The organism is Sphingomonas sp. LH128, from assembly GCF_000293195.2.
GTDB lineage: Bacteria > Pseudomonadota > Alphaproteobacteria > Sphingomonadales > Sphingomonadaceae > Novosphingobium > Novosphingobium resinovorum_A.
On sequence record NZ_ALVC01000465.1, the window covers coordinates 1 to 1165 of the forward strand.

The window sequence follows — 1165 nt, forward strand, 5'->3', positions numbered from 1 at the left end:
GAATTTCACCCTGAAACGAGCGACAGACCAGTCCCCCTCCTTCGAACGCAGATCGACGGTGACCACTGCGGCGCCTTTTTCCGCAGCCTGTTAAGCCAAGTTGGGGCCTTATCAGCCGGGAAGGCGTGAAGACCTATGCCAATAGCCTCGATACCGTGGGCTGGTACGCGCGGGACCTCGACCTGATCGACCGGGTCTGCGAAATCTACGGCTTCGCGCCCGGTGCGCACGTCGAAGGCCGGACCTTGCGCATCGGCGTTTTCCGCACCCCCTGGTGGGATGAAATGACGCCCGATGGCCAAGCCGCTTTCGACGGCATCGCCGCCGCCATGACGGGGGCCGGGATCGACGTCGTCGAGATCGCCACGCTGCCCGAGTTCGAGCACCTCAACGACGATCACCGCGCGATCCTGTTCCGCGAGGGCGCGGCCGCTTTCCTGAGCCTTGCACGCGCACGGCCCGACTTGCTGCATCCCGATTTCCATCTTCGGGTCGATGCCCTGGCGACATATCCCGACGCTCGGCTGCGCGAGGCGCATGACCGTGCGGCGGCGGCACGGGTGGGGTTCGAGCGGGCGATCGCCGGACTCGACGCCGTGCTGGCGCCGAGCGCGCCGGGCATCGCTCCGCTCGGCCGTTCGCCGGGGGAACCCCGGTTCAACCAGCCCTGGACCTTGCTGCACGCGCCGGTTGTCAATCTGCCGCTGGCCAAAGGTGAGGGCGGGATGCCCATCGGCGTCTCGCTGGTGGCGCCGCGCTATGACGACCGGCGATTGATCGGCGTCGCGCGCGAAGTGGAAGCGCGATTGACATTTATCGCCAAATAGGTTGTATGGCTCGGCATCCGATCCGGCGATGATCACGCTGGAAAGGTGTATCGGGTCGGCGTCGTGGGCCGGGATGCGGTTTCAAGCCGTGATCACGCAAACCACGCGCCCAAACGAAGACCCGGACTGTCTCTGCGCTACCGGAAAAGCTGTCCATACGTTCCTGCGACACACGGCAGGACTTGGGACGGCCATCCCGGATAGCCTTCGGCCGATAACGATGCGAACCCTAACGACGGCCACATGGGACTTTCCGATGGAATACAGGTCGAGCCGGGCTGCACCGTGAGTTACCCGGCCGCTCGCCAGAGCTTCACGGAAAACAAAACCCCGCGTCC

1 protein-coding gene is annotated in these 1165 nt (G+C 65.1%); it reads left to right on the plus strand.

All coding sequences use genetic code 11. The annotated features are described in order from the left end of the window. Window positions 1-65: 65 nt before the first annotated feature. Entirely contained in the window at window positions 66-827 is a 762-nt protein-coding gene (locus tag LH128_RS28540; RefSeq protein WP_083910369.1) for an amidase family protein, read from the plus strand. Window positions 828-1165 lie beyond the last annotated feature (338 nt).